Source organism: Xanthomonas axonopodis, assembly GCF_001304695.1.
In the GTDB taxonomy this organism is placed as follows: domain Bacteria; phylum Pseudomonadota; class Gammaproteobacteria; order Xanthomonadales; family Xanthomonadaceae; genus Xanthomonas; species Xanthomonas axonopodis.
In genome coordinates, this window is the sequence record NZ_JFAQ01000197.1 from 1 (window position 1) to 7,350 (window position 7,350).

Below are 7,350 nucleotides of genomic sequence, written 5' to 3' on the forward strand. Positions count from 1 at the left end.
TATCGATTCAACCGCCGATTACGTCTGGAGCAGATGCTGCCGCGACTGGCGAAGGCGCTGATGCGCTGTAAAGCTTGCCCAGAGCGCGTTTTGCGCATGGCAAGCAACTTTCATGGCTGAGGGATAGGGCTAATCAGGTCTGTTCAATCGTTACAACGGTCTGACCGTGCTGCACAGCATGCAACAGGACGGCAAGGTGTTCGATTGCATTCCAAGTGCACAGCAACCTGCCTTGCGCGATGGCAGCACGCCGGCGGCACCACCCTCCCTCTCAAGCAACAAGGGTACGGTGGCGCCGATCAACCCGGGTCAACGTTGCGACATCGCTCCCAGGCAGGCTGACGCCGTGCCGGCGGTGCAGGAAGCGGCGCCGGTAACGCATTACTCCTCCATCGTTTTTCTGAATACCGCCGGCACATCGGTCACAGGCGCGGGAGCCGACATCAATCTGTGGGCAGCCGCATTGCGCTCCACCAACGAGAAACAAACCATCAGTCAGATATGGATCGTTGGCGAAAGCGCAAGCAAGCAAGTGCAAACGCTTGAAGTGGGCTGGGAGATACAGCCAGATGCAGGTTGGGGCAACAAGCCCATCGTTTTCATTTATTCTACCCAGGACAATTACGTCACTACAGGTTGTCATAATCTGGATTGCAACGATTTCGTGCAGACCAGCACGCGAAATGTCCTGGGCGCTCAGCCGGCGGCCGGATTCAGCATTGCAGGCGGCAAGCAGACCATGCTGAGTGTCGAATTCCAGAAGAATACCGACGGCAACTGGTGGCTGCGCCTGGACGGCGAATGGATCGGTTACTACAAGGCATCACTATATTCGGGCGATCTCGCCGATGGGCGCGTTGCGTATGTGAGCGCAGGCGGCGAAGTCTCGACCAACAGCGGTGTAGCCAGCACACGCATGGGGAGCGGTGAGTTCGCATCGGCCGGCTATCGCCAGGCCGCATTCCAGGCCAACCACTTCTACCGCGATGCGGCGATGGTAACCCATCCCGTGCAGCGCCTGTCGTCGCTGAGCGTGGAGCATCCGTCCTGCTACAGGCTGGCGATGGCCGGTTACAGCTATCCGTATGCCTTGGATGCCGGCGTCACCCGCACCGGCTTGTCGCCGGAAATGCAGAATGGTGGTTTCTATTTCGGTGGGCCGGGCTGCGAACGCTGAATCGAGCTGAGTTGGGTCGATCGCGCGTGCCGCTGGGCGCGCGCGATCGACTAGGGCAAATCCACGCCCACACACACCGCCGGACGCGCGTCCTTGATGGGTTGCACGCCACGCGCATCGAACTGCAGCCCCGCATGCGCCGGCGCAAATGCCGGCCAGGCCGGCAGGCCCTTGGCATTCGGATTGCCATGCTGCACGAACGCGGCCCAATAGCGCTGCAGGGAAACCGGCGGCTGGCCGATCGGCAGGTTCTTGAACAGGAACGGCAACTCGGCGTTATGTGTCACCTGCCCGCCGGGCACGGCGGTATCGAACACTTAATGCCACACCGGCACGCCCAACGCAGCCTGGCGTTGCGCCACGGTCACCGCCGGGCAGCGAAAGGTGAGATCGGTGGACAACTGCATGGACGCATTGCCTTGCCGTTCGGCGCGCTGCGCGATATCGGCGCGATGCGTTTGCAGGATGGTATCGGCGTGGTCGGGATAGTCGCTGCGCACCCGCTTCTCGGCGCCTTCCTCATCGCCATAGCGCAGTTCCTGCACCACGTAACCGATCAACAGCGGCACCTTTGCCTGCGCGCCGGCGGCCAGCAGTTCGGCTGGCGCACGCGGCAGCACACGCCCGTCGACCACCGCCTGCAACCAGATGTAACCGTCGTCGTCCAAGGCCGGCACATCCACGCCCTGGGCGGCCTTGAGCAGTTGGTCGACCGGCAACGCGCGTAGCTGCGCCAGGCGCGTGGCCGAATCGTCGATGCCTGCGCGTTCGGCAATGCGCACACCCAGCGCGCGATTGTCTTCCAGGCTGCGCGCCGGCAGGCCGAAGCCGGCGGTGCCGCTCTGTTCGATGGCTGCCGAGAACAGGCCGCGCGCGAGCGGGCTGAGCATCAGCAAGCCCACGTCCTGGCCGCCGGCCGACTGCCCGGCGATGGTCACCCGCGCGGGGTCGCCGCCGAACTGCGCGATGTTGTCGCGCACCCATTGCAAGGCAGCGATCTGGTCGAGCAACGCATAATTGCCGGCAGCTTCGTTGTCGCCATCGGCCAGCTCCGGCAACGACAGGAACCCCAACGCGCCCAGCCGGTATTGCAGCGTCACCACCAGCATGCCCTGCGCCGCCAGGTTGGTGGGCAGATGTCCATCCGCGCCGCCCGCCACATTCGCGCCACCGTGGATCCACACGAACACCGGCAGCGGCTTGGCCGGATGCAACTGCGGTGTCTGCACTTCGACATAGAGGCAATCTTCGGTGCCGCGCTTGGCCATGGCGTTGTTCCAGCCCAGCGCCGGCTGCACGCACGGCGTGGCCGCCTGAGTGGCGTCGCGCACCTGCGTCCATGCGGCGATCGGTTGCGGCGGGCGCCAGCGCAGCGCACCCAGTGGCGGCGCCGCGAAGGGGATCGCGCGGAAGACCGCGCTGCCATCGTCCTGCCATTGGCCACGGACCGCACCATGATCGGTGCGCACCTGGGGAGGCGCCGCCGGCGTGGTAGCAGACGCGTTCGCACCGAGTAGGCAACCGGTCGCAAGCAACAACACAAAAAGACGCAACATCAGTGTTCTACGGTGAGCACGCGCGCGTGCCAGGCGGCCTGGAAGACCGCAGTGGCCGAGGCAACATTGAGACTTTCCACCTTGCCGCTGCCGCGGATCGACAACTGCAGATCGCAATCGCGCGCAAATGCGCGGTCCATGCCGTCGCTTTCTGCACCCATCACGTACACCAGGCGCTGCGGCAACGCGGCGGCGAAGACGTCCTGGCCACCGTCGACGAGTGTGGCGGCAATCGCAAAACCGGCCTGACGCAGCTGCGCCATCGCCGTTGCAGTGTCGGGCAGTTGCGCCAGCGGTACTGCTTCGGCGCCGCCTTCGGCCACACGTGCCGCCGCGCCCGACAGACCCAGCGTGGAGCCGGCCGGCAACAACAGACCGGCCACACCGAAGTGCGCCGAAGAGTGCAATATCGCCCCGAAGTTATGCGGGTTGCCCACCCCGTCCAGCCACAGCGCCAGCACCGGGCCCTGCGGCAACGCAGCCAGCCATTCTGGCAAGGGTTGCGGGGTGACGCGCAGCACCTCGGCCACCACTCCTTCATGGTGCACACTGGCAGCGAGCTTGCTCAGATCGGCCTCTTCCACCACCCGATAGCCGATGCGCTGGGTCACGCACCAGGCCAGCAGCGCCTTGAACTGCGGAATGCGCGCCTCGCTCAGGTACAGCTTGCGCAGCGCCTCCGGGCGCGCCTTGAACACGGCCTGCACTGCGTTGATGCCGTACAGCCGCACCTCACGCGCGTTACTGCTCGCTGCAGCGGCAGGTGGCGTGGCGGCTGGAGTGTGCTGCGCTGGAGCGCGGGGTGCGGCGCTGCGCGGTGCAGGTGTGCGCGGCGCAGCGCGGCCCCAGGGGCTGTGCGAGGGGCCGGAGCCGCCATCGCGTGGCGGCCGTCCGCCGCGTCCATCATGCTGTGTCATTGTAGGATCCAGAAGTTCGTGTTGCGTGCAGTGCGAAACGGCTGTTTCCGGCCGTTTCCGGGCATTTCGCCGTCTGCGTGTCGATCGTGTTGCAGCGCCCGCAGGCCCGCTGCCGCACCAGTAGTGACGACGATGGTAAGCCACTGGCGCGATGGTCCATACACGGCGGCCGCGCTGAGGCATGTTGAACGTCGTGCCGCCCTGCAGGGGGGCGTTGAAGCAACCCGGAAGCGAGCGGGATCTGCGCACCTCCTGCGGCGGGCATTTCCCGTTCTGCAGATCGCAATCAAGCGCGTGCAATCACGCAGGATCAGACGCGTACACGGGCACGCAAAGCGCAGCAGGTGGATTCACCCGCACGAACACGCGCAGATCGTGCAGCCCATCCGGCTTCAGCAGCGCGCAGCGGCTGCCGCCCTCTTCCACAAAGCCATTGCGCAGCAACACCGTGGCCGACGCAGGATTGGTATCGAGCACGGTGGCCTGCACGCGATACAGCGGTAGCGTCTGCATCGCCCAGGCGACATACGTGCCCACGATGCGGGTCATCCAGCCGCGGCCGCAGTAGGCGCGACCGAGCCAATACCCCAGCTCGGCCGAGTAGCGACGTTCGCCCTGCCCTGGGCGCACTGCGATCGTGCCGCAGGCCCGGCCATCGATCTCGATGGCCAGCACCGGGGCTCGCAAATCGACAACCCTACCGGCCAGGAACGCCTCGCTATCGGCACGGGTATATGGATGAGGGAATCGCTCGCTCAATCCGCGCGGGACCAGCGGGTCGTTGGCATGCCGCACCAAGGCATCCAGGTCGTTCTCTGGCACCAGCGGCGCAGCACGAAGCCTTCCCCGTACACGATCAGCGACTCGTCCATTGCGTTGGTCATGGCATGCGCAGCATCAACTCCCGCGATACTGCGCACACCTGCCGCACGCCGCAACTCAGCGCTGGGCGGTTTGCGCCTGTTTCAGTGCAGCACATAGGCGGATGGTTTCGCCGGTCTGCGCCAGGCGGCGGTCGGCGCCACTGAGCTTGGCCAGGCGCGGCTTGAAGAACGCATCCAGGCGGTCGGCCTCGTCCACGCTGCAACCGCCGGATGCACCCAGTGCCGGCAACCCACCACCATCGAACGAGCCGCTGCGTTGTACGATGCGGTCGAAGTTGGCGGTGAACCAGGCCCACATCGAATCGTGCGAGCGCTCGTCGCTGTGCCCGCGCATCAGCAGGCTCTTCATCTCGCCCACCTTGATCGCATCGGTCAGCGCGAAATCCCGCACCTGCTTGAGCAGCGCCGGGTCCTGCACCGCACCCAATGCGGCGATCATGGCATTACGCTGGGCCGGGTTGCCATGCGTGCGCAGTGCATCGATCAGCGCCTGCACTGCCGGTGCGCCGCGTTCCTGGGCAATCACTGCCAGCAAGGTGCCGAGCAGGTCCGGGTTGGCGGCGGAGAAATCCAGCGCGCCGTTGCCGCCGGCCAGCACCGCATCGCCTTGTGCGAGCAGGGCCTTGCGCACCTCGGCGTTCTGCAGACGCAAGGCGAACAGGCTGGCCAGCGACGTGCGCAGCGCGGTGTCGTCGATCGACTCACCGCTGCGCCGCGCGTAACCCAGCGCACGCAGACGCGGCAGGTACGCCTGTTCGGCAGCCTCGCGCAATACGCTGCGCTGCGCCTCGGTCGTCGCTTGGTAACGCCAGATCCACACGAAGCGGTCCAGCAACGCGGTGGACACGGCGGCCGACGCCGACGGCGCCAACTGCGCAAGCACTGCCAGCACGGCCGCGTTGTCGGCATCGCCATGCCGGTACGCCGCATTGATCGCATCGGCGTAGGCGAGCTGTTCGTTATCGTCCAGCTGGCCGACCTGCTTGCCAAGCGCCGCCAATTGCTTCTTGGGCAGCGAGAAACGGTAATAGCCGGCGCCACGCGCATTCGGGAACACCCAGGTGTTCTTGCCGGCGCCTTCCAGCCCGATGCTGCCGCTGCCGTTTTCAAGCAACTGGCAGGTAGTGCCGACCTGGTTCTTGCCCTTGCCGTACTTCACGCACACCGGCACGCCCCACTGTTGCGCCGCAGAGCCGGTGGAACCCAGCGGCAGATAGCGTTGCTGCTGCAGTTTGACCACGGTCTTGCCGCCTTCGCGCGCCACCTGGGTCTGCAGATACGGCACGCCTGGCTGGTTGAGGAAGCTGCGGAATGCGGCCTTGAAATCATCGCCCTTGCCGGCCGCTTCTGCGATCGCATCGACCAGGTCGTCGGCAGTCGCGTTACCGAACTTGTGCTTGGCGATATAGGCGCGCATGCCCTCGCGGAACACGTCTTCGCCAACGAAGGCTTCGAACATCGCCAGCACCGCCGCACCCTTCTGGTAGGTGATGCCATCGAAGGCGGTTTCGATATCGCCATTGCCGGTGATCGGCTGGCGAATCTTGCGTGCGCTCACCAGACTGTCGTTCTCCATCGCATGCTGCGCGCCGCCGATACGGTCCAGGTTGGCGTGGTATTCCGGGTGCAGCTGCATGGTGATCTTCTGCTGCATCCAGGTGGCGAACGCTTCGTTGAGCCACAGGTCGTCCCACCACGCCATGGTCACGGTGTCGCCGGTCCACTGATGCGCCAGTTCGTGCGCATTGACGTCGAAGGAGCGCTGCACGTTCTCGGCCGGCGAATCCTTGTCCAGCAACAGCAACCAATCGCGAAAGGTCACAAACCCCGGGTTTTCCATCGCGCCGGCGCTGAAGTCCGGTGCAGCGACCAGATCGAGCTTGTCGAACGGATAACCGAAGGCGTAGTAGTCCTCCAGCGCGGCGATGATGGCCGGGGACTGGTCCAGTGCCGGGGTGATGCGCGGGCCCTGGCCCTTGGCGGCAATGCCGCGCAATGGCGTGGCGTTGGGGCGCTGCGGGGTGGCCGGCATCGGCACCACATCCACCATGTCCCACGGGCCGGCGGCGTAGGCGACCAGATAGGTCGGCAGCGGCACGGTCGGAGCGAAGGTCACCGTCTTCCAGCCCTTGCCGACGGGCTTGGTCGAGGTCGCGATGGTGTTGGCCAGCGCCTGGTCATCGCTGGGCACGGTCAGGCTGATGTCGAACGGCGTCTTGAACGCCGGCTCGTCGAAGCCCGGGAACGCGTAGCGCGCACTGGTCGGCTCCATCTGCGTCATCGCATACGCCTTGCCCTGGTATTTCACCTGGTACAGGCCCTGCAGCTGCTGGTTGAGCGGCGCGCTGTAGGCGATCTCCACGGTGAGCGTCTGCGGCGTGAGCATGCGGCCGAAATCCAGCCGCGCCACGCCGCTCTGCGCATCTGCTTCCACGTAGCGTGCAGTCAGCGCCTTGCCCTTGCCGGTCTTGACGGTGACCTTGCTGACCTTCAATTCCTTGCCGTGCAGCCAGAGATGGTCGGACGCCTGCTTGAGCTGCACGCGAATGGTGGTGCGGCCGCTGAATTGGCTCTGCTCGGGGTCGATCTTGAGCGAGAGGCTGTAGCGCTCCGGTACTGCCCAGGTCGGCAGGCGACCGGTGGGAACCGGTTCAACAGCGGATTGCGCCAAGGCCGTACCGCAGCACAGCGCAAGGAGAGAAGGAACAAGCAGGCAAGCGAGACGACGCATCGGTAATTCCGGTCAAGGTAACTGACGAAGTGCACCACAGCCGGGCATGGCTGTCATGTGACCTTCGACGTCCCCCCGATTTTGA

The 7,350-nt window shown here is 65.4% G+C and carries 4 protein-coding genes and 2 pseudogenes; 2 read left to right on the forward strand and 4 right to left on the reverse strand.

Translation table 11 applies throughout. The annotated features are described in order from the left end of the window. Both XAXN_RS21930 and XAXN_RS16765 read left to right on the forward strand, forming a co-directional pair. Positions 1-120 (forward strand): annotated as a pseudogene (locus XAXN_RS21930) (IS1595 family transposase); the annotation flags it as partial. 46 nt (positions 121-166) lie between these two features. Next, on the forward strand, positions 167-1,177 hold the full coding sequence (locus XAXN_RS16765; protein WP_241148164.1) for a neprosin family prolyl endopeptidase: 1,011 nt from the start codon (positions 167-169) through the stop codon (positions 1,175-1,177). A 50-nt stretch (positions 1,178-1,227) separates the two neighbouring features. On the opposite strand, the pseudogene XAXN_RS16770 reads toward XAXN_RS16765, so the two are convergent. The 4 genes and pseudogenes from XAXN_RS16770 to XAXN_RS16785 all read right to left on the reverse strand — a co-directional run bounded on the left by XAXN_RS16770 (position 1,228) and on the right by XAXN_RS16785 (position 7,265). Further along, positions 1,228-2,733, reverse strand: a pseudogene (locus XAXN_RS16770) (carboxylesterase/lipase family protein). Beyond that, a complete protein-coding gene (locus XAXN_RS16775) occupies positions 2,733-3,650 on the reverse strand; it encodes a TrmH family RNA methyltransferase (RefSeq protein WP_054320395.1) in 918 nt (305 codons plus the stop codon). Before XAXN_RS16775 ends, XAXN_RS16770 begins: the two are co-directional and overlap by 1 nt. Positions 3,651-3,950: 300 nt before the next feature. Continuing rightward, positions 3,951-4,472: a GNAT family N-acetyltransferase gene (locus tag XAXN_RS16780; RefSeq protein WP_342364473.1), complete on the reverse strand. Its 522-nt coding sequence runs from the start codon at positions 4,470-4,472 to the stop codon at positions 3,951-3,953. A gap of 117 nt (positions 4,473-4,589) precedes the next feature. After that, on the reverse strand, positions 4,590-7,265 hold the full coding sequence (locus tag XAXN_RS16785) for a M1 family metallopeptidase (protein WP_054320396.1): 2,676 nt from the start codon (positions 7,263-7,265) through the stop codon (positions 4,590-4,592). Between the last annotated feature and the right edge of the window lie 85 nt (positions 7,266-7,350).